The sequence below is a fragment of the Yoonia sediminilitoris genome, assembly GCF_003058085.1.
Taxonomy (GTDB): Bacteria; Pseudomonadota; Alphaproteobacteria; order Rhodobacterales; family Rhodobacteraceae; genus Yoonia; species Yoonia sediminilitoris.
This window is the reverse complement of the sequence record NZ_QBUD01000001.1, coordinates 503,610-524,345: the sequence shown is the minus strand read 5'-3', so window position 1 is coordinate 524,345 and position 20,736 is coordinate 503,610. Positions and strand designations below refer to the sequence as shown.

Here is a 20,736-nt window from a genome sequence, read left to right as displayed (position 1 = left end):
CTATCAGAGAACCTCTGCTGGGAAGCTCAAAGTAAACCAAGCTGTTTCAAGAAGGCGCGATGACTTTCAACCAAAGCTTTCGTTTCATCGTTCTTTTCCGCCCAGCCATCCCAAGCTTCTTGCGCAATGCGACGAAATTCTGCCCGGTCTTCAGCAGACCAATCGTACAAAGTCACGCCTTGTGCCTGCAATGCTGCTGCGGCCTCAGTATTCGCTTTTTCATTCAAGAGAGCGATTTGAAACCCGAGTTTTTGGACAGCAGTGTCGATAATACGGCGCTGAGCTTCAGTAAGGCCCTCCCAAACGTCCTTATTACAGGCAAGGTGGTCAGAGGGCATCGAGTGGAACCCAGGATAAGTAGCGTGCTTGACAATATCGTAAATGCCAAGTCCGACGTTGTTGGCCAAGCCTGACGCATCTGCACCGTCGATGATGCCAGTCTCGAGCGCAGTAAATATTTCTGTGAAATCCATCACGATAGGCGAAGCGCCCAGCCCTTCGAATATTTCAGTTTCGAGACCAGGAGGGGACCGGAATTTCCATCCCTCTAAGTCTGCAAAACCAGCCAAAGGCTTGGAAGAGCTTAACGATTCCTGCCCGTAAAGCATCCAACCTATCAGTTGCATATTTTGCTCATTATAGAGAGCCTGAGCTGCGTCATATCCATCGCCGTGGTAAAACCAAGTGTATTGCTGCCATGCGGTGTTATAGCCGCCCATTGGGTCGCTCACGAACTGAAAGGCTGGGTTTTTTCCAGTTTGGTAAGACCCACCTGTCATGTCACAATCGAGAATGCCGTTTATTGCAGCATCAAATGTTTCGACAGTTGCCACAACGGAGGACGAATAAAACATCTCGATTGTAATACTGCCATCAGACATCGTTTGAACGTCATCGATCCATTGAGCAATAGCTTTGCCGGTTGGGTGCTCAGTGGCATAGTGTGTCTGGATCCGCAGCGTAACATCTTCCGCGAATGTCGGTGCTGCGAGAATGCCCACAGCGGCTGCCGTTGTCAGTAATGATTTTAGTGACATATTTTTATTTCCTCCCTGTGCGATTTTTTGATCGCCGTTTTTGGTAACACGCCCCTCCACTGGCGTGACGTAAGATGGTATACCATCGAGGCAGAGCGTAGCGAGTGCAATCTCGACAATCAACGATTTTCGGTATACCAAATCGTAAGAAACGGTCTTTCGCTTGCGAGATTTGAAAAATCGGCGCCACGCGCGACACCTTCCAGAGCGGATGCTGCTGAATGACACAGAAAATCCTTGCTGCCCAAATCGCCAATCAGCTTCGACGTGATATTCTGCAAGGTAAATTACCACCCGGTTCCGCCATCAAGGAACGTGACAATGCGGCTGAACTGGGCGTAAGTCGCACCCCCTTGCGCGAAGCGATCCGCATCCTTGCCACCGAAGGGCTGGTCGAATTGCGCCCGGCGCGCAGCCCGATTGTGTCAATTCCCACCATCAAACAGATATCGGATGACGTCGAGGTACTGCTTTCGGTCGAGAAGCTGTCAGGCGAGTTGGCCTGCGCGCGCGCGACAGAGGAAGAGATCGCAAGCATTGCCGACATCGTTGATGACATGGCCGCGCGGTTCGATACCGCCGATCCGCTGGATATGTTCGAAACCGACATGAGCTTTCACAGCGCGCTGGCAAATGCCGCCCATAATGTGCCACTGTCCGAAATCCATCACAAGTTTCTGGCACGTCTTTGGCGCGCCCGCTACCTTGCTGCTGTACAGCGGCGCAACCGCGAACGGGTGATCGACCATCACAGCAGCATTGTTGACGCCTTGCGCGCCCGCGACCCGCAAGCAATCCGCGCCACCATCGGCAAGCATCTTGCCAACCTGCGCGAGGACATCATCACCTGCGTAAAAGAAGATCTTGCCTCCGCATCTGATGATCCGGCCACAGACAACGGCTAGGCCCATGACACGCCCGCCGAACCTGAACGCACTCCCCTATTTCGAAGCGGTCGCGCGCCGGGGCAGTATCACCCGCGCCGCCGAGGAATTATCGATTTCGCCTTCCGGTGTCAGCCAGCAAATCAAACTGCTCGAACAACAGCTTGGCGTGAAACTGTTCCGTCGGGCGGGCCGCAACCTGTCCCTGACGCTTGAAGGCGAATTGCTGGCCCAGACCACCGGCACCGCGCTCAGGATGCTGTCGGATGTGCAGGCGAACCTGCGCGGCACCCGCAACGCCGCCCGACTGAACCTGCGCGTATCCCCCAGTTTTGGCGTGCGCTGGCTTGGCCCGCGTCTTTCCGATTTCATCCGGCAATATCCTGATTTTGACCTGCGCGTGGATGCCGCCCCTGACCCCACCGATTTTGACCGCGAGATCATGGATATCGAGGTGCGCTATGGCACCGGAAACTGGGCGGGTTTGCACAGCACACCGTTGGTTGCCGATCATGTCCTGCCATTGGTCAGCCCTGCCTACCTGGCGCGCCTGCCACCTGATGACCCCCTGTCAAAGGCCCGTCTGATCGACAGTGCGCGGGCTTTGTGCCAATGGGATTTCTGGTTGTGGCACCATGGCCAAACCCGTGCGACCAATGTCAAATCGGTACTGATGGACCGGTCTTCCATGGCGCTGCAACTGGCTTGTGACGGCGCGGGCGTGGTGCTGGAATCACTTGCCCTGGCTGAGGCTGAACTGACCGATGGTCGCCTTGTTCCGCTGACCCCGGCGCTGCCGGTCCTGTCGTTTCCAGCCTATTGGATGCTGTCCCCTGCGCGCTTTCTCAAACGCCGCCCGGTCAGGCTGTTCATGGATTGGGCACAGGGGCAGGCCGCCGCGCACCAGCACAGAATTGAACGGCTGCTGGCCGACAACGGGCTGACGGTCACGCAGGTGGATGCCTCTGCCCAATTGCGCCCCGATCAGTGAATGAGCGAGCCGCCATTCACGTCAACCTCTGACCCCGTGACATAGGCCGACAGGTCAGACGCCAGAAACAGACAGCAGCCCGCCACATCCTGCGCGGTGCCCGCGCGGCCTAGGGGAATGCCCGCCAGAACCTGCGCGCGCATGTCATTTGTCAGTTTGCCGGCGGTGATATCGGTATCAATGAAACCGGGACAGATCGCATTGGCCCGCACCCCGTCGGGTGCCAGTTCGCGCGCCATCGCCTTGGTCAGGCCCAGAATTCCAGCCTTGGCCGCTGAATAATGCGGCCCGCCAAAGATGCCACCGCCCCTTTGCGCCGACACCGAAGACATGTTGACGATGCTCCCGTTCTGACGCGCCCTGAAATGCGGGATCAACGCCTGCGACATATAAAGCGTGCCACGCAGATTCACATCCAGTACCGCATCATAGTTATCGGGCTGAATATCCATCAACTTCAAAGGCTGGGTAATCCCCGCGTTGTTGACGACAATATCGACGTGGCCGAACTGTGCGATGACCTCTTCTGCGACAACCATACAGGCAGCCCTGTCAGTGACATCGCACACGAATCCCTGATGCCCCTGCCCCGGCAAATCGGCCGCAGCCTCGCTGGCCTCATCCATATCCAGATCAAGGATTGCAACGCGCGCACCGTGCTGCGCGAACAGCAAAGCGGTCGCCTTGCCCAAGCCGCGCGGGCTTGCTGCACCTGTGATAATCGCAGTCTTTCCGTCCAGTAATTTCATCACATCCATCCCTTGACCGAGGTCGTCACCGCATCGACCGAAATGCCATACTGATCGTGCAGGGTCGGCAATGCGCCCGAATCGAGGAAGGCATCAGGCAGGCCAATCTGGCGGAAGGGCACATGCACTCCGGCCCGCATCAGGGTGGCCGCGACCGCCTCTCCCAAGCCACCGGTGACGGAATGGTTTTCAGCCGTGACCACCAACCGCCCGCCCTTGCCGGCCTCTGCGATGATCGTCGCGGTATCCAGTGGTTTGATCGTGGGCACATGCAGCACGCCGCAATCAATCCCATCGGCCCGCAATTTACCGGCCGCATCCAGCACCCGCATGGTCATGAAGCCGGACGACACAAACAGCACATCCTTGCCGTCGCGCAACATCTGCGCCTTACCCAACTTGAACTGATAGCCGTATTCGCCCAGCACATCGGGCACCTGCCCGCGCAGCAGACGCATATAAACCGGTCCCGGATGATCCGCGATGGCGCGTGTTGCCTGATCAATCTCTGTCGCGTCGCAAGGGTCGATGATCGTCAGGTTCGGCATCCCGCGCATGATCGCCAGATCCTCGGTTGCCTGATGGCTGGGGCCATAGCCCGTCGTTAGTCCGGGCAGCGCGCAGACGATCTTGACCGGCAGGTTTTCCTCTGCGATCGCCATGATGATAAAGTCATAGGCGCGACGCGACGCGAAAACCGCATAGGTCGTGGCAAAGGGTGTAAAGCCTTCGCGGGCAAGTCCGGCAGCGGCACTTATCATCACCGCTTCGGCCATGCCCATCTGGTAAAAACGGTCGGGATAAGCTTTGGCAAAGACATGCAGGTCGGTGTATTTTGACAGATCAGCGGTCAGGCCCACGATGTCATCGCGGGTTTGGGCAATATCGACCAGCGCGTGCCCGAAGGGGGCCGCAACCGTGTCGCGCCCCTCGCTGTCAAGCGACGCGATCATCGCCGAGGTCGCCAACCGTTCGCCTTTGGGCGCTTTGCGTGCCGTATACTTCGACTGCCTGCGCGAAAGTTCCTGCGCGTTCATTGCGGTTTCTCCTCATCCAGTATGGCAAGCGCCTTGGCCCATTCATCAGGTTCGACGCGCACGAAATGGGTGATTTCGCGATCCTCCAGAAACGGCACACCCTTGCACATCTTGGTGTTGCAGATAATGACGCGCGGCTGCGCGCCCTCATGCGCGCGCGCGGCATCAAAGGCCGCAACCACCGCGTCCATGTCGTTGCCATCGACGGTTTGGGCGAACCAGCCGAACGCTTCCCATTTTGCTGCCTCTGGCACCTGGGCCAGCGCATGCGTCGTGGCGCCATCCGCCTGCTGGTTGTTGAAATCGACAATGGCAATCAGATTATCCAGCTTCCACTGCACGGCGGACATCACCGCCTCCCATGTTGAACCCTCGCCCAATTCGCCATCGGACAGCATGTTATAGACAAAGGCCGGGTTCTTCTTGCGCTTGAGGCCCAATGCGGCGCCAACCGCAATTCCCAGACCATGACCCAGCGACCCGCCGGTAATTTCCATCCCCGGAGTATAGGCCGCCATGCCCGACATCGGCATCCGGCTGTCATCCATGCCATAGGTGCCGATCTCATCTTCGGGAAGGATCCCTGCCTCGATCATTGCAGCGTAAAGTGCGATGGCATAGTGCCCGATCGACAGATAAAAACGGTCGCGGCCCTCCCATTCGGGATCGTCCGCGCGGTAGGACAAAGCGTGGAAGTAGGACACAGCCAGCACGTCAGCCACGCCCAGCGCCTGCCCGATATAGCCTTGGCCCTGCACCTCTCCCATCAACAGCGCATTGCGTCTGATCGCCCAAGCCCGTTGCGCCAGACTGACGTTTGATCCGCTCACATTCATCGGATGCCCCCCTTGTGGCGGACAGCAGGCCATGACGGCTATGGCAAATCAATATAATTTTCTTAATCATTAATGAAGCACAGCTTCACATACCTGAATGCCTCAGCGTGCTATAAAGCCGGAACAGGAGGGTCACGATGAATTTGTCTTCACTTCTTGCCGCGCGTGAAACGCCGGTGCGCATTGGTCTGATCGGAGCTGGCAAGTTCGGATCAATGATCCTTGCGCAGGCGAAACACATCCAGAATTACCACATCGTAGGCATTGCCGATCTGGATATGGAAAAGGCCAAAGCATCGCTGGCCCGCACCGGATGGGATGCGGACCAATATGCCGCCAAGTCGATGCAGGATGCCGTCAAGGGCGGCACCACCTGCCTGACAGAGGATGCCGCTGACCTGTTCGCCACGGCTGAGATAGACTGCATAATAGAGGCAACCGGCCACCCGCTTGCAGGCACGCGCCATGCCCTTGCCGCGATTGCGGCGGGCAAGCATGTGGTGATGGTGAATGTCGAGGCTGACGTGCTGTGCGGTGCCGTGCTGGCAGACCGCGCACGGCAGGCTGGTGTGGTCTATTCCATGGCCTATGGTGACCAGCCCGCGGCGATTTGCGAATTGGTCGATTGGGTCCACGCCTGCGGGTTTGAACTGGTCGCGGCGGGCAAGGGCATGAACTTTGCGCCCCCCTACCGCTATTCAACCCCTGACACGGTATGGGACTATTTCGGCTGGACAGAGGAAGAGGTCGCCGCCGGGGATTTTAACCCCAAAATGTACAATTCCTTCACCGACGGCACCAAGGCAGCGATTGAGATGGCGGCTGTGGCCAACGCGACAGGGCTGGACTGCCCTGATGACGGGCTCGCCTTTCATCCAGCGGGCCTGCAAGACCTTGCGACCGTGTTCAAACCGCAACGCGATGGCGGCCAATTGGCACGCCCCGGCCTTGTCGATATCGCCTCCAGCCGCGAACCGGATGGGCGTGTTGTGTTGAACAATATCCAGTACGGGATGTTCGTGACATTCCGTGCGCCCAATGCGTATACGCGCGCCTGCTTCCAGCAATATGGCCTGCTGACAGATGCATCGGGCTGGTACGGATCGATGTGGCGGCCGTTCCATTTGATCGGGCTGGAAACGTCCGTTTCGGTGCTGTCAGCCTGTTTGCGGGGCGAGGCCACGGGCCGTTCGTCCCGCTGGCGGGGGGATGCAGTCGCAACCGCCAAAGGAGACTTCGCCGCCGGTGACTATCTGGATGGCGAGGGCGGCTACAAGGTCTGGGCCAAGGCGATCCCTGCGGCCGTGTCGCGTGCGCGCAATGCCCTACCGATTGGTCTGGCGCATCACATCAAGCTCAAGAGACCCATCAAAAAAGATCAGATTGTCAGTCTCGACGACGTCGTGATCATTGACGACCAAGATATCTTCAAATTGCGGGACGAACAGAAAACGTTCCTCGACGGATAGCCTATTCACCGCCCGGCAGCGTCAATCCGGCATTGCGCGCATAGACTTTGGCCACTGCCGCGTCGTCCTCTTTGCCAAGGCCAGAACCTGACGCTGCCAGATATTGCTGCAAAGCGGCGGCTGTCAGAGGCGCGCCAAACTTGGCCCCTTTGGCAATGTCGAGCACGATCCCAAGATCCTTGAGCCAGATATCAACAGCACTCAATGGCGTGTAATCGCCCGCGATCACGTGCGGCGCGCGGCTTTCCAGCGCCCAGCTTGTGCCAGCGCATTGGCTGATGATCTCGAGGAATTTGTCAGGCGCGACCCCTTGGGTCATGCCAAAGGTCAGCGCCTCGCCCATCGCCGCAATCTGGATACCAACCAGCATCTGGTTGACCGCCTTCATCGACGACCCAGCACCGACTTCATCACCCAGATCAAACAACTGTGACGCCATCGCATCCAGCGCAGGTTGCGCCTTGGCAAATGCCGCACGGCTGCCAGAGGCCAGAATGGACAGTGTGCCATCGGCGGCCCGGATTGTGCCACCTGACACGGGCGCATCCAGATAAAGCAGCCCCAGATCAGCGCAGCGGGCGGCCAGATCGCGCGCCACATCAGGCGCAACCGTCGCGCAGGCTACGACCACAGTGCCCGCAGACAGCTTGGCCGCAATCCCGTTGTCGCCGAACAACACGGCCTCTGTCTGGGCCGCGTTCACGACGACCACAACAACAGCATCAAGGGTTTCGGCCACCTCTTCTACTGAACCGGTAGCACCGCCCGCCGCCTGAAACCGCGCAACCGCATCGGCATTGATATCATAGCCATGTGTCGTCAGACCCGCCCGCAGCAACGCACCGGCCATGCCTGCCCCCATTGCACCCAACCCAAATATTGCCACCGCGCCGCTTGCCATTGCCTGTCTCCCTTGTCATTCTTAAAATGGTATACCAAGCAGGACGGCAAGCCAAGCGCCTGTAACAAGGGCAAAGTCTTATGAAAATCACCCGCGTGACCAGCCATGTTCTGCAGAATGATCTGCCCGAAGAAGTGGGATTGGGTCACGCCCGACGAGGACTTGGCAAACCACTATAAGCGGAGCGTATGACATGCTGACACAGGCACAAAAGCAGGACTTCGAACAGAATGGGTATCTGGTGCTGCCCGATATCATCCCACAGGACGTCATTGCCGCGGTCAGGCAAGAGTATGCGACGCTGATGGATGACCTTTTTGCCGGATGGGTCCGCGAAGGGCGCGTCACCGACAGCCCGGGCCTGAGCTTTTGGGACAAGCTCAGCCTGTCATATGCTGCCGGATGTGACTGGTTTCAGCCGATGGATATCAGCCTGCCCGGCGACGTGATTACCACCGGCACGCCAATGCATTTTGGACCTGCGATCTTTGATCTGGTCATGCATGACCGTCTGTTGGGCATCATTGAGGCTTTGATTGGCCCTGAAATCACGCTCAATCCCATTCAGCATGTGCGGATCAAGCCGCCTGCCCCGCAACTGAGCGATGATGAAATCCGCGCGCATGTCACCAGCACCGAATGGCATCAGGATCGCGGCGTGGGCCATGAACAGGCGGATAGCACGGAAATGATCACTGCTTGGGTCGCGATCACCGACGCAACCGTTGAAAACGGATGTTTGCAGGCGGTGCCGGGCATTGACGCAGGCCTGCTGCCCCATTGCCCGCAAAAACAAACCGCGATCGCGCCGGGCGCGCTGGACAAGAGCAAGGCCGTTCCCCTGCCCGTCCCGTCGGGCGGTGTTGTGTTGTTTCATCCGCTGGTGGCTCATGCGTCGCTGCCCAATCTATCGGACGGTTTCCGCTGGTCGTTTGACCTGCGATTTAACGTGACCGGGCAACATACCGGGCGCGAGCATTTCCCCAAATTCATTGCGCGAAGTGCAGCCGCACCCGAAACTGTGCTGACGGACTGGCGCAAATGGAAACTAGGCTGGGAAGACGCCCGCGCAACGCTTGCCAGCGAACCGCATATCCCGATTCACCGCTGGTCCGCCGATGCGCCGGTCTGTGCCTAGCGCGCCAGCAGGTCCCCGAGGAAATCCAGCCGGTCTTGCCCAAAGAACCAGTCATCGCCCAGCATATATGTGGGCGAGCCGAAAATGCCCTTGTCTATCGCCGCTTTGGTTTCAGCCTCTGCCGATGCAACCACATTCCGATCAGACGCCGCTGCCAGAACGGGTTCAGCATCCAGACCGTGCAGGTCCAATGCCTTGGCCATGTCATCAACCTCTGCGATATTCAGATCGTGAACCCAGACTGCGGACAGCACAGCATTGACCACGGCCCCCTGATCCGCGCCGATTGTTCCGGCCCCGACAATCACGCGACAGGCCAAAGCCATCGGCACAGGCCAAAATGCGGGTGACGTGTTGATCGGCAGGCCCAGCTTTGCCGCCCAGCGGGCCATGTCCGCCTTGCGGTGCTTCTGGCGCACGTCGGGGTATTTCGCGGGCGGGAAAGACCCCGCAGCCGCAAAAACCTGTGCCATATCAAGCGGATGATAACGCACCTTGGCCCCCGCCCCGGTCGCAATTTCCGCAAAGCGGGCATGCCCCAGATAGGCATAACCCGACATCGGCGCAAAGTAATAGTCAACGACCTTAGTGGCTGGCAAACGGCAACCCTTCTTCAATGGGCAGGCTCGTGTCGCGCGACCATTCGTTCCACGACCCGAAATAGATGCGCACGTCCTTCACGCCTGCTTCTTTCAACGCAAGGAATGTGTTGGATGCACGCGCGCCCTTGAAGCAGTAAATGTAGACTGGCGTATCGGTTTCGATCCCGACACTGGCGCATTCCGCCAGAACTTCCTCTGACGATTTCATCATCGGCCCATCGGCGGTCGGCTTCATCATGCGGTACCATTCGATCCATTTTGCACCGGGGATGCGGCCTTTGCGCGGGCAGAAATCCTTGCCATAGGGGGACGAGCTGGTCGCGACCCATTCGTCCACATCGCGTACATCCAGCAATGTGACCTCTGGCATATCAAGGGCCGCTTTGACGTCATCGACAGTCAGCATCAGGTCTGCTGCCGCCGGATCAATCGAGAATTCCGCTGGTTGCGGCGACTGCGCTTCGGTGGTGGTTGGCATGTCTGCGGCCTCCCATGCAGCAAAGCCACCATGCAGAACGTTGATCTTGGGGTAGCCCAGATAGCTGAGCAAGAAATAACCCCGACAGGACTGGCCAAATCCGCTGTCCATGGATTGTTCATAAATCACGGCCATTTTCGTCCCATCCAGCCCGGCAGCGCCAAATGCATCAGCGAACTTCTGGGTCAGTTCGGCCATGCCTTCGGAATCGGAGGTAGCCAAATAGGTAAAAATGTCATGCAGGTTGACCGCACCTGGAATGTGGCCTGCGGCAAAACTTTCCGGTGCGCGGGTGTCGATAATCACGATCTCTTCGGATGGCATTGCGGCAAGTTCAGCAGGTGAAATAAGTACCGACGTCATGTTATTTCCTTTCTGGATCAGGCAGCAGGCAATTCGGCCAGCATTTTACGAAGTTGTTTTGTGGCAGGCGTCACCACGGCGATGAAGTAGCTTTCGCGCAGGCGGCGCTGTGCGGCCCCCTGACTGACGAAGCCGCGCGCGCCACAATGCAGCATGGCGAAATGCGCAGCCTTGGTTGAATATTCGCCGCCCTTGAGCCGCGCAGTAATCACGCGGCGAAAATAAGCGATGGAGGTATCATAGGGCGTTTGAGCAAGGTCCATGATTTCCGCTTCTAGTTCGTCAAGCGCTTTCTGGAAATCCTCGGGCTGCATTTCGAGGTATCTGTTCACATGACCCAACTGCCCGCGCACCTGCTCCATCAACTTTATAGAGCTGCGGATCATGCCCAGCGCCATGCCGGTTTGCATCAGTACAAATCCGGGGCGTATTTTTTGCAGGTAGCCGTCAATCGGATCAGCCAACACGAACATATCTTCGATCTGTGCATCGCGGAACTGGACGGTGCGAGTCGCCGTCCCGGCCATCGACATGAAGTCATGATCAAGAGCCGTTTTGACACCGGGTTGATCGGCACGCGCCACGGCCATGACATGTTTGACACTATCGCCCTCGTCCACCGAAAAGACGATCCCGAAATAGCCATCCTCGCCCACGTTCGACACCCACGGCAGCGAGCCTCTGACGGTGTAGCCGTTCGCGGTCCGGGTCCCTTTCAGGCGCATCTTTTCGATGCCAAAGAAAGTCTTCATCGGATTTGACAGGCCCGTGCCGCCAAGCGCTTGGCCTGCTGCCACTTTGGGCAACAAAGTCGCTTTCAGCGCAGCATTGTCAGAAGACGCGATATACCAGGCCAGCGCATTCTGGCACCACATGCAAAAGGCCGTGGAAATACATTCCTCGCCGCCACGTGCGATAGCCTGAATAGTCTGGCCCATATCCAGATCAGACGTCACATGTGTGCCATAGGCACCCGCCTCACCAAAGGCGCGCATGATGTTTTCGGGGTAAAGCCCCGCATCAATGTCGCGCACAATCGGCATAAGCTGGGATGAGGCGACCGCATCAACGCGGGTCAGCATGGCTGTTGGTTCAGGTATTCTTTCCTGAAGTGTCATTGCGGTCTCCATCTTGGGTCAGAGGCTTACGGCAACCATGTTCACCGGGCGCGAGAATGTGTTGAAGACCGGCGACCATTGGATGACATGGGCAATCAGTTCATCAATGGTTTCCTGTGGGCAGTCCGCTTTCATCGCGACGTTGATACGCACGTCCGTGAAACCAACGGGCTTTTCACCCAGATCACCTGTGCCCCAGACACCCGTGATATTCAGGTCACCTTCCATTTCAACTTCGAGGCTTTCGATGGTAATGCCACGGTGGATCGCATTGGCGTGCAGACCCACGGCAACGCAAGACCCCAGCGCGGCAAGCGATGCCTCTGACGGGTTGGGCGCGGTGTCATCGCCCAGTAGACCGGGGGGTTCGTCGACGATGTACGGTTCCAGGTCGCGGATGTAGTTGGCATGGCGAAAGCGTCCTTCGGCGACGGTTTTGCATTTCAGCGTCTTGATCGCCTGCGGGTTGGCCTTGCCGTTGGCAATCAGGGTGTTCAACCCATCCTTGTCAATCGGGGCAAGACAGCCGGTAAGCGCGGTTGCGGGTTCAGACATTGATCTCTCCTCTTTGGTTTATTCAGATGTGCGGTTCCAGTTCAGACGGCCGATGGCCTTCTGACACAGTGTATCGAGTGCAAAGCCGATGACGCCGATCACCACGACGGTGGCGGACAGTCGGTCATATTCCAGCGTGTCGCGGGCGTCGTTGATGGCGTAGCCAAGCCCGGACGTGACGCCCAGATATTCGGCAGGCACCAGGACGACCCATGCGACCCCAAGCGCCAGCCTGATCCCTGTCAGAATGTCGGTGGCCACGGCAGGCAGGATCACGGTGGTCAGCATGTGCCACGGATTAGCACCCAGATTGCGCGCGACCTTGATCCATGCGGCATCAATCCGGCGCACGCCCGCGGCAGTGGCAAACAGAATGGGCCAGATCGCAGCGACGGCGATCAGAAAGATGATCGCCCCGTCCCATGTATCAAACGCCATTACGGCAATTGGCATCCAGCTAAGCGGCGAAATCATTCGTAGGAACTGGAAAGGAATGTTCGTGATCTCGCGCAGCTGTGCCACCCGCCCGATCAGGATACCCATCGGCACCCCAATCACGGCGGCAATCAGCATCCCCAGTCCCACGCGGTACAGCGACGGCAGGGTCATGTCCCAGACCTCGCCACTGGTAATCATCACCCACAGGCGCGAAAGGGTTGGGCCCGGCGCAAAGCTGGCAAAGGCAAACATATCAGGATTGTTGGCAACCGCCCGGCCACCCAGCCACCACAGAAACACCAGCAGGGACATGCCAATCACGGCATTCATCAGCCCCCGGTAGCGGCCCAATGCGGGCAGCACACGTGCCCCGGATAAGTCGGCGGACGCTGTCATAGCTTCAGGATTTCTTCGCGCGTGTAAGGATCACCGGGATCAACCGACGGATCGTTCAGCCATTCAGGGTTCGCCTCAAGTGCTGTTTTGACAAAGTCGTAGTTGACCAGATCCTGTGTCACAAAATCAGAGTCCAGATCGGACAGGAACGTCGTGTCGCCACTGACCACCGTCTCTGACATCGCCTCGACGATCAGCTTGGTGGCCGATGGATAGGGCCATGGCTGGAAATCAATCCGCCCGTTCTGAAATTCTGTCTGATTCTTGATCGCACCACTGTCGATATAGTCGGCGTTGTCCTGATAAAGCGTCATCGCGCGGGTCACGACGGGGGCTGGTGCTGGCAGATACCCGGCACCGTCCTTTGAAAGAAGTTCGGCCACTTCCGCCTTGTTCTGGCTCGCATAAATCGCTCCGCGGACCACGGCGTTCATCACCTTCTGCGTCCACTCCGGCTTTGCGTTCGTGACCTCTTCGTTCATGCAGACGACGCAACAGGGGTGGTTTTTCCAGATATCCCCGGTAAAGCGCAGCATGCGTGCGCCTGCCCGCAATTCACCCAACGCATTGAACGGCTCGGCCACGATATAGGCATCGATCTTGCGGGCGGCCAAAGCGGGCGGCATGTCGGGCGGCGGCAGCACTTGCAGGTTACATTCATCAGGTGCCAGCGGTTCGCCCTGTGCTTTGATGACAGCCTTGATACCTGCCGCGCGCAGGGCATATTGCAGCACGATGTTGTGCATCGAATACCAGAACGGCACCGCAACCTGTTTCCCGCCAAGGCCCGCAAAGTCGGTCACGTCGGTATGACCGCCAACCACAAGGGCAGAGCCATTGGTGTGCGCCCAGGCCATGATCTTGACCGGGAAATTGTTGTTGTAGCGCATCCAGACCGGGATCGGCTTGAGGAAATGCACAAGGTTGAACTTGTTCGACGTAAAACCTTCGATCAGCGGTGCCCAGCCGCGGATGAGCGTCGGCCGCTCCGCCTCAAGCCCTTCGTCGGCAAAGAACCCTTTGGCATGGGCCACAAGCAAGGGCGTGGCGTCGGTGATGGGCAGATAGCCAATGCGCACGACATCATCGTCCTGCGCCTGCGCTATCGACGGCAGACTGCCCGCAAGACCCGCCAACATGGCGGACAACCCACCAGAGGCCAGCATATCCAAGGTCTTGCGCTTATCTTCGTCAACACCGTCGTGCCCGCAGCAGGCGGCATGCAGATCAAGGTGATTGTGGTCTTTGGAATGTGCCATCGGGTCTCTCTCGTTCAGTTTTGGGACAGGCTGTTTCGGTCAGGCAGTTTGCAGCCCCGTGTAAATCTCATTGAGCCGCGCCAGTTCGGCATCGAACGTCGGGTCGTCAGCATTGCGGGCGCGGTCGTCGAGGTTGATATCTGTATCACCCGCGATGACCCCTGCCCCTGATTTCAGGAAAACCGCGCGGTCGGCCATCAGCACAGCCTCTGACACATCATGCGTCACAAGGATCATGGTGAGGCCAAGCCGTTTGGCGATGGCCCGCACATCTGTTTGCATTGATTGGCGGGTAAACATATCGAGCGCGGAAAAAGGTTCGTCCAACAGCAGCACATCAGGGCTTGGGGCCAATGATCGCGCGAGCGCCACGCGCTGTTGCTGGCCACCTGACAGATCCTGCACGTTGCGGTCGGCAAAACTGGCCAGATCCACCAGATCAAGTACGTCAGCAACACGTTCCGCCGCCCCGTCCTTTTGCCCGGCATAGCGCAGTCCAAGACCCGCGTTCTGTGCCACGCTCATCCAGGGGAAAAGCGATGGCGCCTGAAACATCATCACCCATCGCGGCGATGGCCCCTGCACGGCCTGCCCCCCAATACGCACTGCCCCGTCTGTCGGACGGATCAGCCCCGCGATGATGTGCAGCAAAGTGGATTTACCAGAGCCAGAGCGCCCGATCAGGGCGACGACCGACCCTGGTGCAATCGTCAGATCAATCCCCGACAGCACCGGACCGTCAACGACGGCATAAGTATGTGCGACTCCGGCGATGCGGACATCTGCATCACCGGATTTTGCGACTGGCTGCGCGCGTTCGGCAGAGGGATGATCATGCTGCATCACGGTCTACCAGCTATTGTAGCCAAGGTATTTGCCGGACATCTCGACCTTGACCCGGTCGCCCTTGGGGTTTTCGACCCGCGTCACCGACATGTCAAAATCAATCGCTGACATAATGCCATCGCCGAATTTTTCCTGAATCAACGCTTTCAAGGTTGGCCCGTAAACCCCTACAATTTCATAGAAACGATAGATGCAGGGGTCGGTCGGCACGGCCTGTTCCCAGATCTTGGTCGGGCTTTCGGCCAACACGCTTTCGGCTTCCTGCGGCAGCCCCATGGTCGTGACCATCAGGGCAGCCTTTTCGGGCGGAAATGCGTTCATCCCCATGGCTGCGGAATGGGTCCAGACGGGTGACATGCCGATCTTGTCTGCGATATCTTCCCACGTCATGCCGGCCTGTTTCTTGGCCGACAGGATCATTGCGGTGACGTCTTCTTTGGTCATCATGGGCTGGTCTCACTTCCTTGGTTATTGCACGGCACGCAGATGGTCGGCCGATGGGTCAGTCGTGGTTGTGGTTGTGTCGATGCGCACTGTCTTCGGGCTGTGGGTCGTGCCGTCCGCAGGCTGCCCGGCCATATCTGCCGACCGCTGGCCAAGAAAATGGACCAGATGGTTGCGGATGGCGTAATAGTTGGGGTGTTCGACAATATCCGTCCGGCTACGCGGGCGCGGAATTGTGATTTCAACACTTTCCGCGACGCGGGCAAGCGGTCCGTTGGTCATCAGCAGAATGCGGTCGGCCAGCAGAATCGCCTCGTCAATGTCGTGAGTGATCATGAACACGGTCTGGTCGGTCCCGCTCCAGACCTTGATCAACTCATCCTGAATGGTGCCCCGTGTTAGTGCGTCCAATGCACCAAACGGCTCATCCAGCAACAACAGCTTGGGTTCATTGGCAAAGGCGCGCGCAATTGAAACGCGCTGGCGCATACCGCCCGATAGCTGGCTTGGCTTGCGGTGAATCGCATCGCCGGTCAGTCCGACCTTTTCAAGGAACTTGATTGCGTGGTCTGTAACCTGTTTCTTGGTCCAGTCCGGAAAGCGCGCGGCAACGCCGAAGGTCACGTTCTTCAGCGCGGTCAACCACGGCAGCAGCGAATAGTTTTGAAACACAACGCCGCGGTCCAGACTGGGGCCGGACACGGCCACCCCGTCCATCTTGACCACCCCGCGGGTCGGTTCAGCCAGACCTGCGAGGATATTCATGATGGTGGATTTTCCGCAGCCCGAATGACCAAGGATGCAGACGAATTCACCCTTCTCAATCCCGAAGCTGGCGTTCTCGAACACGGTGAAGTTATCACCCTTCCCGTCCGGATACTCTTGCGTCAGTTTTTCAATGCTCAGGAATGATGCAGACATGATCTTACTCCACATACGCCACGGCGCGTTGCAGCAGGCCGAACATCGCGTCGAGCAGCATGCCGACAATGCCGATCATCAGGATCGAAAAGATAACCGAGGTCAGGTCGAGATTGTTCCACTCGTTCCAGACGTAGTAGCCAATGCCTGTTCCCCCGACGAGCATCTCTGCCGCGACGATTACCAACCATGCGATCCCAATTGAAATGCGCATACCCGTCACGATTGTTGGGGCCGCCGCTGGCAGGATCACAGTAAAGGCAGTCTTGAAGGCACCCAACTCATGGGTCCGGGCGACATTCACCCAATCTTCGCGCACACCAGCCACACCAAAGGCGGTGTTGATCAGCATTGGCCAGATCGAACAGATGAATATCACGAAAATGGCCGAGGCTTCGCTATCTTGGATGATGAACAGGGCCAACGGCATCCATGCCAAAGGCGAGATGGGGCGCAGCACCTGAATAAAAGGGTTCAGGGCTTTGTAGGCAACCGACGACATGCCAATCAGGAACCCAAGCGGGATCGCGATCAATGCCGCCAGAAAATAGCCCGTCAGGACGCGATAGATCGAGTATCCGATCTGGATGCCGATGCCCTTATCATTGGGGCCTGCATCATAAAACGGATTCGATAGCTGCTCCCACGCTTTGCCCAGCACCTGACTGGGGGGTGGCACGCCCGCTTTGGGCTGCCCCCCGCCTGTCAGCAGTTCATATTCCGTCAATTCCCCCACCGCTTTCTGGGCCGGGATTGACAGTTCCCAGATCACGCAGCCCACAAGTAGCAAAAGGATCGACAGAAGCGCCGCCTTCTTGTTTTCAGAAAGGGTGCCCATCAGTCAGCTTTGATCGCAAAACTATCGACGTAGGCTTCGGGCGTTTCGGGGTCAAAACTCTTGCCCATGATCATGTGCGATTTGTAGGTGATATCCGGCGCGTCATAGCCAAGGTCTGTCATGACCTTTTTGGCGTCCGCTGCCAGATAGACCTGCTCGGCCACCGCCTTGTAGTCCACATCGCCTTCGATATAGCCCCAACGCTTCATCTGGGTCAGAATCCAGACACCCATTGAGTGCCACGGGAATGGATCGAAATCGATCCGGTCGGGCACACGCTGCACCTCGCCCAGACCATCCGCGTAGGTTCCTGTCAGAACTTGCTGAATGACTGTCACAGGTTGGTTCAGGTAGTTGGTCGGCGCGATCGCCTCGGAAATTTCGACCCGATTGTCGGGGTTTGATGCATATTGGGTCGCATCAATGATCGACTTGAGCAACGCGCCGTAAGTATTTGGCAATTCGATCGCGAAAGACAATGGCGCAGCAAATGCACAGCATGGGTGACCCTCCCAGATTTCTTTTGTCAGAATGTGGATAAAGCCAATGCCTTCATAGACAGCGCGTTGATTGAAAGGATCAGGCGACAGATAACCGTCAAGGTTCCCGGCGCGCAGGTTGGCGACCATCTCTGGCGGTGGCACCACGCGGATTTGGATATCCACATCCGGATCAAGACCGAATTCAGCAACGTAATAACGCAGCAGGAAGTTGTGCATCGAATATTCGAACGGCACCCCGAAGGTAAAACCCTTCCACTGCTTGGGGTCGCGCTTGTCGAGATGTTCGTTGGACAGCACGATCGCCTGCCCGTTGATGTTTTCCACGGCGGGCATGATGTATGGTTCAGCGACGGAACCTGCACCCAGAGTCATTGCCAGCGGCATCGGGGTCAACATATGGCTCGCGTCATATTCGCCCGAAAGCGACTTGTCGCGGGCCACGGCCCAGCCGGCTGTCTTGATGACCTGCGCGTTCAGACCGTAGCGTTCATAAAAGCCCAGCGGCTGCGCCATGATGATTGGCGTGGCACATGTGATCGGCACAAAGCCGATGTTCAAGTCGGTCTTCTCCGGCGGCCCCAGGTTATCAAGAATGGCAGCCTTTGCCTGATCCAGCGGAAATACGGACGCGAGCGCTGCGGCAGCGGTTGTGCCGCCCACCATCCCCATGAAGGACCGACGGCTCACGTCGCTATGGCCGAAGACGGACCGCACAATCGCGCTTTCCACCGCTTGTTCCAGCATATCATCGCTGGACATGTGGGTTGGCGCCGCTTCGGCCTTTGCCCCCTTGCAGGTGTCACACGAACAGCTTTGGCCGTGCCGCAGGTCGCTATCTTTCGAGTATGGATTGCCCAGACTTTTCGTTGTCATCTTGATCCCCATTTGCGTTGTCGCGATAAGATTGGCATCCTGTTTGTAGGGCCAACAGGGGTCTTGGCATTTGCCTAAGAATTCACAAGTCGCTGAAAAAAATGATAAAATATTTGGCAGTTGCGACGAGATTTCGTAATTTACGAAATTTCGCCATTGTCGCTACGTCGCTTTGCATGATCTCAATCCATGCATGAACTGCGATTCCGACATATTGGCAGCGCTTGCTTTCAGTCCCCTGCCCACGATCCTGCTGGACACGCAAGCCGACAGGATTGCAGACCATAACGCCGAGGCGGCAATGCTGTTCAATACCCGCCTACGCAACAAGAACCTGAGCCCGTTCCTAACGAGCGCCGCAACTGAAATGGCGGTCTTTCTGGACGCTGTTATACATTTCGGGCGCTACATTGACGGCACCCTTGGCTTTGCCCGCGATGATGGCAGCCCGCTGCGGCTCCAGACCTATGGCACGCACATCAAATCATCTGACAAAATACTCGTGATGCTCGGTTTTCTGGATCTTGACGCGCAGGACAGGCGCAATGCCCAAGCCGAACAGGAGGCACACCAGCGCGCAGGGCTGATGCAATGGCAGAACATCTATGGCTTCTTTCGCGAAGTCGAAATGCAAAACCAGCTGATCCTGAACGCTGCAGGTGAAGGGATTTACGGGATCAACGCCGAAGGCAAAGCCACTTTCGTCAACCGCGCTGCGCAGGAAATGCTGGGTTGGGATGCCGCTGACCTGATTGGCCGCGAGTTGCATTCGATCATTCACCACCACCATCTGAATGGCGAACTTTTTCCGTCACACACCTGCCCGATCTATAAATCATTCCGCCGTGACGAAACCGTCCGCGTAGAAGATGACGCTTTCTGGCGCAAGGACGGCAAGCCGATCTTGGTCGAATATGTCTCGACGCCGATCTATGACCACGGTGTCCTTGCCGGGGCGGTGGTGATCTTTCGCGATGTGACCGAGCGCAAGGACAATGAAAAGAAACTGCGCGATGCGCTGGCAGAGGTTGAAAACCTGCGTGTCCAGCTTGAACAGGAAAATGATTATCTGCTCACCGAAATCCGCAGCGTGAGGTCGCACACGGGCATTGTCGGGCGCTCACCGTCGGTGCGCAACCTTGCCGCCCAGATTGATCTGGTCGCGGACACCAACACAAACGTTCTTGTCACGGGTGCTACTGGCACCGGCAAAAGCCTGACGGTTTCGGCCATTCACGAAGCCAGCGCGAGGCGCAAGCGCCCGCTGGTCAAGGTCAACTGTTCTGACGTGTCCCTTGACCAGCTGGAACAAGAGCTGTTCGGCTATCGCAAGGCCGCGTTTCGGGGGGCCACCCGCGACACGGTCGGCAAACTGACCCTCGCGCAGAATGGCACCTTGCATCTGGATGAAGTGTCGGACCTGCCCAAGGCGTTTCAGGCCAAACTGGCCAATGTCCTGCAAGAGCAGAAATACAGGCGTCTTGGCGATGTAACGGATATACCCGTCAAGATGACAATCATTTCCACCACCAACCGTGATCTGGCCGCCGAGGTGCAGGCGGGTCGGTTCAGGCAGGACCTGTTCTTTGAACTCAGCGTCTTTCCGATGCGCTGCGAGCGCCTTCAGGACCGCCCCGAAGACATCCCCTATCTGGCCAAACATTTTCTGGATGCCACATCACGCAGGCTGCGCCTGCCGCCCACCCGCCTGAGCAAAGCAAACATAGAGGCCCTGTTGGCCTACCCTTGGCCCGGCAATGTGCGCGAGCTGGAAAATGTGATCGAGCGTGCCGCAATTCTTGCACAGGGCGGTAAGTTGAAGTTCGAATTTCACACCCGCGCACACGACGATACCGACACCGGCGATGCGGTGCTGTCAGATGCTGATTTGCGCGCCCGCGAACGCGACAACCTGATCCGGTGCCTGCAACGGTCAAATGGCAAAGTGTCCGGGTCGGGCGGTGCCGCGCAACTGTTGGGGCTAGCGCCCACAACGGTTTATTCGCGGATCAAGTCCTTTGCGATCACGCAAGCCGAATGGGATACGGTCTAGCCACCTT

At 57.9% G+C, this 20,736-nt stretch carries 21 protein-coding genes; 5 read left to right on the top strand and 16 right to left on the bottom strand.

Features of this window, described 5'->3' with window-relative positions; all coding sequences use genetic code 11:
- Positions 1-26: 26 nt before the first annotated feature.
- Complete coding sequence (locus tag C8N45_RS02675; protein WP_108385122.1) at positions 27-1,037, bottom strand: TRAP transporter substrate-binding protein; 1,011 nt, start codon at positions 1,035-1,037, stop codon at positions 27-29.
- Positions 1,038-1,258: 221 nt separating this feature from the next.
- Here C8N45_RS02675 and C8N45_RS02670 point away from each other — a divergent pair, with 221 nt between their 5' ends.
- Both C8N45_RS02670 and C8N45_RS02665 read left to right on the top strand, forming a co-directional pair.
- A complete protein-coding gene (locus C8N45_RS02670) occupies positions 1,259-1,942 on the top strand; it encodes a GntR family transcriptional regulator (RefSeq protein ID WP_108384647.1) in 684 nt (227 codons plus the stop codon).
- Positions 1,943-1,946: 4 nt separating this feature from the next.
- Positions 1,947-2,912, top strand: coding sequence for a LysR family transcriptional regulator (locus C8N45_RS02665; RefSeq protein ID WP_108384646.1), 966 nt, complete (start codon positions 1,947-1,949; stop codon positions 2,910-2,912).
- Here C8N45_RS02665 and C8N45_RS02660 read toward each other — a convergent pair.
- Genes C8N45_RS02660 through C8N45_RS02650 form a run of 3 tightly spaced genes read right to left on the bottom strand, consistent with a single transcriptional unit; the run spans position 2,906 to position 5,534 of the window.
- A complete protein-coding gene (locus C8N45_RS02660) occupies positions 2,906-3,661 on the bottom strand; it encodes an SDR family NAD(P)-dependent oxidoreductase (RefSeq protein WP_108385121.1) in 756 nt (251 codons plus the stop codon). The genes C8N45_RS02665 and C8N45_RS02660 overlap by 7 nt on opposite strands.
- Positions 3,661-4,698, bottom strand: coding sequence for a transketolase family protein (locus tag C8N45_RS02655; RefSeq protein WP_108384645.1), 1,038 nt, complete (start codon positions 4,696-4,698; stop codon positions 3,661-3,663). The genes C8N45_RS02660 and C8N45_RS02655 overlap by 1 nt, the downstream gene beginning before the upstream one ends.
- Positions 4,695-5,534, bottom strand: a complete 840-nt coding sequence (locus C8N45_RS02650; RefSeq protein WP_108384644.1) for a transketolase — start codon at positions 5,532-5,534, stop codon at positions 4,695-4,697. Before C8N45_RS02650 ends, C8N45_RS02655 begins: the two co-directional genes overlap by 4 nt.
- Before the next feature lie 137 nt (positions 5,535-5,671).
- Here C8N45_RS02650 and C8N45_RS02645 point away from each other — a divergent pair, with 137 nt between their 5' ends.
- Complete coding sequence (locus C8N45_RS02645; RefSeq protein ID WP_108384643.1) at positions 5,672-7,003, top strand: NAD(P)H-dependent oxidoreductase; 1,332 nt, start codon at positions 5,672-5,674, stop codon at positions 7,001-7,003.
- Position 7,004: 1 nt separating this feature from the next.
- Here C8N45_RS02645 and ltnD read toward each other — a convergent pair whose 3' ends face one another.
- Positions 7,005-7,904: an L-threonate dehydrogenase gene (gene ltnD / locus C8N45_RS02640; protein ID WP_108384642.1), complete on the bottom strand. Its 900-nt coding sequence runs from the start codon at positions 7,902-7,904 to the stop codon at positions 7,005-7,007.
- A 193-nt stretch (positions 7,905-8,097) separates the two neighbouring features.
- Here ltnD and C8N45_RS02635 point away from each other — a divergent pair, with 193 nt between their 5' ends.
- On the top strand, positions 8,098-9,042 hold the full coding sequence (locus tag C8N45_RS02635) for a phytanoyl-CoA dioxygenase family protein (protein WP_108384641.1): 945 nt from the start codon (positions 8,098-8,100) through the stop codon (positions 9,040-9,042).
- Here the strand turns inward: C8N45_RS02635 and C8N45_RS02630 are convergent.
- The 11 genes from C8N45_RS02630 to C8N45_RS02580 are packed head-to-tail and all read right to left on the bottom strand — an operon-like array spanning position 9,039 to position 18,676.
- The gene (locus tag C8N45_RS02630; protein WP_114427803.1) at positions 9,039-9,641 is read right to left on the bottom strand and encodes a 2-hydroxychromene-2-carboxylate isomerase; all 603 of its coding nucleotides are present in this window, start codon (positions 9,639-9,641) and stop codon (positions 9,039-9,041) included. The two genes, C8N45_RS02635 and C8N45_RS02630, sit on opposite strands and share 4 nt — an antisense overlap.
- Positions 9,628-10,485 (bottom strand): sulfurtransferase, encoded by an 858-nt coding sequence (locus C8N45_RS02625; RefSeq protein ID WP_108384639.1) that lies wholly within the window; start codon positions 10,483-10,485, stop codon positions 9,628-9,630. Before C8N45_RS02625 ends, C8N45_RS02630 begins: the two co-directional genes overlap by 14 nt.
- A 17-nt stretch (positions 10,486-10,502) precedes the next feature.
- Entirely contained in the window at positions 10,503-11,603 is a 1,101-nt protein-coding gene (locus tag C8N45_RS02620; RefSeq protein WP_211095443.1) for an acyl-CoA dehydrogenase family protein, read from the bottom strand.
- A gap of 18 nt (positions 11,604-11,621) precedes the next feature.
- The gene (locus C8N45_RS02615; protein WP_108384637.1) at positions 11,622-12,158 is read right to left on the bottom strand and encodes an OsmC family protein; all 537 of its coding nucleotides are present in this window, start codon (positions 12,156-12,158) and stop codon (positions 11,622-11,624) included.
- An 18-nt stretch (positions 12,159-12,176) separates the two neighbouring features.
- Positions 12,177-12,992, bottom strand: coding sequence for an ABC transporter permease (locus C8N45_RS02610; protein WP_108384636.1), 816 nt, complete (start codon positions 12,990-12,992; stop codon positions 12,177-12,179).
- Positions 12,989-14,251 (bottom strand): ABC transporter substrate-binding protein, encoded by a 1,263-nt coding sequence (locus tag C8N45_RS02605; protein WP_108384635.1) that lies wholly within the window; start codon positions 14,249-14,251, stop codon positions 12,989-12,991. The genes C8N45_RS02610 and C8N45_RS02605 overlap by 4 nt, the downstream gene beginning before the upstream one ends.
- A 39-nt stretch (positions 14,252-14,290) precedes the next feature.
- Positions 14,291-15,094 (bottom strand): ABC transporter ATP-binding protein, encoded by an 804-nt coding sequence (locus C8N45_RS02600; RefSeq protein WP_108384634.1) that lies wholly within the window; start codon positions 15,092-15,094, stop codon positions 14,291-14,293.
- Between the two features lie 6 nt (positions 15,095-15,100).
- A complete protein-coding gene (gene cynS / locus C8N45_RS02595; protein WP_108384633.1) occupies positions 15,101-15,544 on the bottom strand; it encodes a cyanase in 444 nt (147 codons plus the stop codon).
- Positions 15,545-15,565: 21 nt separating this feature from the next.
- Positions 15,566-16,462 carry an ABC transporter ATP-binding protein gene (locus tag C8N45_RS02590; RefSeq protein ID WP_108384632.1) on the bottom strand — a complete coding sequence of 299 codons (897 nt, stop codon included), beginning with the start codon at positions 16,460-16,462 and terminating at the stop codon, positions 15,566-15,568.
- A 4-nt stretch (positions 16,463-16,466) separates the two neighbouring features.
- Positions 16,467-17,300, bottom strand: a complete 834-nt coding sequence (gene ntrB, locus C8N45_RS02585; protein WP_108384631.1) for a nitrate ABC transporter permease — start codon at positions 17,298-17,300, stop codon at positions 16,467-16,469.
- Positions 17,300-18,676, bottom strand: coding sequence for a CmpA/NrtA family ABC transporter substrate-binding protein (locus C8N45_RS02580; protein WP_108385120.1), 1,377 nt, complete (start codon positions 18,674-18,676; stop codon positions 17,300-17,302). The genes ntrB and C8N45_RS02580 overlap by 1 nt, the downstream gene beginning before the upstream one ends.
- Positions 18,677-18,869: 193 nt before the next feature.
- On the opposite strand from C8N45_RS02580, the gene C8N45_RS02575 reads away from it, so the two are divergent.
- Positions 18,870-20,729 (top strand): sigma 54-interacting transcriptional regulator, encoded by a 1,860-nt coding sequence (locus C8N45_RS02575; RefSeq protein ID WP_108384630.1) that lies wholly within the window; start codon positions 18,870-18,872, stop codon positions 20,727-20,729.
- Positions 20,730-20,736: the final 7 nt, after the last annotated feature.

Excerpts from the sequence above, each read along its gene's own strand:
- C8N45_RS02590 (WP_108384632.1), bottom strand. The coding sequence starts at position 16,462 with ATGTCTGCATCATTCCTGAGCATTGAAAAACTGACGCAAGAGTATCCG.
- C8N45_RS02650 (WP_108384644.1), bottom strand. The coding sequence starts at position 5,534 with ATGAATGTGAGCGGATCAAACGTCAGTCTGGCGCAACGGGCTTGGGCG.
- C8N45_RS02670 (WP_108384647.1), top strand. The coding sequence starts at position 1,259 with ATGACACAGAAAATCCTTGCTGCCCAAATCGCCAATCAGCTTCGACGT.
- cynS (WP_108384633.1), bottom strand. The coding sequence starts at position 15,544 with ATGATGACCAAAGAAGACGTCACCGCAATGATCCTGTCGGCCAAGAAA.
- C8N45_RS02580 (WP_108385120.1), bottom strand. The coding sequence starts at position 18,676 with ATGACAACGAAAAGTCTGGGCAATCCATACTCGAAAGATAGCGACCTG.
- C8N45_RS02600 (WP_108384634.1), bottom strand. The coding sequence starts at position 15,094 with ATGCAGCATGATCATCCCTCTGCCGAACGCGCGCAGCCAGTCGCAAAA.
- C8N45_RS02665 (WP_108384646.1), top strand. The coding sequence starts at position 1,947 with ATGACACGCCCGCCGAACCTGAACGCACTCCCCTATTTCGAAGCGGTC.
- C8N45_RS02605 (WP_108384635.1), bottom strand. The coding sequence starts at position 14,251 with ATGGCACATTCCAAAGACCACAATCACCTTGATCTGCATGCCGCCTGC.
- C8N45_RS02655 (WP_108384645.1), bottom strand. The coding sequence starts at position 4,698 with ATGAACGCGCAGGAACTTTCGCGCAGGCAGTCGAAGTATACGGCACGC.
- C8N45_RS02645 (WP_108384643.1), top strand. The coding sequence starts at position 5,672 with ATGAATTTGTCTTCACTTCTTGCCGCGCGTGAAACGCCGGTGCGCATT.
- C8N45_RS02660 (WP_108385121.1), bottom strand. The coding sequence starts at position 3,661 with ATGAAATTACTGGACGGAAAGACTGCGATTATCACAGGTGCAGCAAGC.
- C8N45_RS02575 (WP_108384630.1), top strand. The coding sequence starts at position 18,870 with ATGAACTGCGATTCCGACATATTGGCAGCGCTTGCTTTCAGTCCCCTG.
- C8N45_RS02625 (WP_108384639.1), bottom strand. The coding sequence starts at position 10,485 with ATGACGTCGGTACTTATTTCACCTGCTGAACTTGCCGCAATGCCATCC.
- C8N45_RS02635 (WP_108384641.1), top strand. The coding sequence starts at position 8,098 with ATGCTGACACAGGCACAAAAGCAGGACTTCGAACAGAATGGGTATCTG.
- C8N45_RS02615 (WP_108384637.1), bottom strand. The coding sequence starts at position 12,158 with ATGTCTGAACCCGCAACCGCGCTTACCGGCTGTCTTGCCCCGATTGAC.
- ntrB (WP_108384631.1), bottom strand. The coding sequence starts at position 17,300 with ATGGGCACCCTTTCTGAAAACAAGAAGGCGGCGCTTCTGTCGATCCTT.
- C8N45_RS02610 (WP_108384636.1), bottom strand. The coding sequence starts at position 12,992 with ATGACAGCGTCCGCCGACTTATCCGGGGCACGTGTGCTGCCCGCATTG.
- C8N45_RS02620 (WP_211095443.1), bottom strand. The coding sequence starts at position 11,603 with ATGACACTTCAGGAAAGAATACCTGAACCAACAGCCATGCTGACCCGC.
- ltnD (WP_108384642.1), bottom strand. The coding sequence starts at position 7,904 with ATGGCAAGCGGCGCGGTGGCAATATTTGGGTTGGGTGCAATGGGGGCA.
- C8N45_RS02675 (WP_108385122.1), bottom strand. The coding sequence starts at position 1,037 with ATGTCACTAAAATCATTACTGACAACGGCAGCCGCTGTGGGCATTCTC.